The organism is Streptomyces himastatinicus ATCC 53653, from assembly GCF_000158915.1.
GTDB classification, from domain to species: Bacteria; Actinomycetota; Actinomycetes; order Streptomycetales; family Streptomycetaceae; genus Streptomyces; species Streptomyces himastatinicus.
On sequence record NZ_GG657754.1, the window covers coordinates 1,003,061 to 1,004,364 of the forward strand.

The 1,304-nt window shown below is 73.6% G+C and carries 2 protein-coding genes; both read right to left on the reverse strand.

The genetic code is table 11. The annotated features are described in order from the left end of the window. Window positions 1–397, reverse strand: a 397-nt coding sequence (locus tag SSOG_RS03620) for an aldo/keto reductase (RefSeq protein ID WP_009712849.1), incomplete at its 3' end; no start/stop codon positions are given. Further along, entirely contained in the window at window positions 394–1,269 is an 876-nt protein-coding gene (locus SSOG_RS03625; protein WP_050799754.1) for an ATP-binding cassette domain-containing protein, read from the reverse strand. The genes SSOG_RS03620 and SSOG_RS03625, both read right to left, overlap by 4 nt. Between the last annotated feature and the right edge of the window lie 35 nt (window positions 1,270–1,304).

The following is a 1,304-nucleotide window of genomic DNA, read 5'->3' on the forward strand; positions in this document are numbered from 1 at the left end:
GGAGGTAGAAGAGGTCGACGTGGTCGGTGCCGAGGCGGCGCAGGCTGCCTTCGAGGGCCGCGCGCATGCCGCGCGCGGACAGCGGGGAGTGCTCACCGGCGTCGGCGTGCGGCATCCCGGCCTTGGTGGCGAGGACGATCCGGTCGCGGCGGCCGGGCAGCAGCTCGGCGAGGAGGGTTTCGGTGACGCCCCCGACGTACGCGTTGGCGGTGTCCACGCCCGTCACCCCGGCGTCGAGCGCCGCGTCCAGCATCGCCTCGGCGCCCGCCCGGTCCACCGTGTCGCCGAAGGTCATGGTGCCCAGCACCAGCCGGGACAGCGGCACCGGGGCCCCGGGCACGGTCACCCCGCCGGGCGATGCCTGGGAGGTGGTGTGGGTCTGCGCGTGCGCGTTCACTGCGTTGCTCCTGAAGTTCGGTGATGGTCCGGGTCACGATCATGGTCCTGGTCGGTCGCGATCGCGGACACCAGGGCGCGCGGTTTGCGCCCCCGCATCGTCGCCGGGTCGAAGCGCCCCCGCGCCGCAAGCGCCCTGGTGTACGGCTCGGTGGGCGCGGCGAGCACGTTCGCGGTGGGTCCCGATTCGACGATCCGCCCGCCGCGCATCACCACCACCTCGGAGCTGATCTCGCGGACCACTCCGAGGTTGTGGGAGATGACGATGTAGGCGAGGTTCCGTTCGGCCTGGAGTTCACGCAGCAGCTGGAGCACCTGGGCCTGTACGGAGACGTCCAGCGCGGACGTGGCCTCGTCGCAGACCAGCAGGTCGGGCCCGCTGGCCAGGGCGCGGGCGATGCCGATCCGCTGGCGCTGGCCGCCGGAGAACTCGGCGGGTCGGCGCTGCAGGGCGCTGCTGGGCAGGCCCACCTGGTCGATCAGCTGGGCGGCCCGGCGGCCGCGTTCGGCGGCGGACCGCATCCCGGCCAGCCGCAGCGGCTCGGCCACGATCTCCTCGGCGGTCAGATGCGGATCCAGTGATCCGTACGGGTCCTGGAAGACCATCTGCACCCGGCGCCGCAGCGGCCGCAGCCGCCGCTCGGGCAGCGACGCGATGTCGGTGCCGTCGAGCAGGATGCGTCCCTCGGTGGGGCGCAGCAGCCGGACGAGGGAGCGGGCGATGGTGGACTTGCCGCAGCCGGACTCGCCGACGATGGCGAGCGCCCCGCCGGGCGCGACGGTGAAGCCGACGCCGTCCACCGCGCGGAACACGCCGCCCGGGACCGGGTATTCGACCACCAGGTCCTCGACGGCCAACAGGGGTGTGGTCACAGCGACGCCTCCTTTGCGGAAGGAGCGGCAGGGGT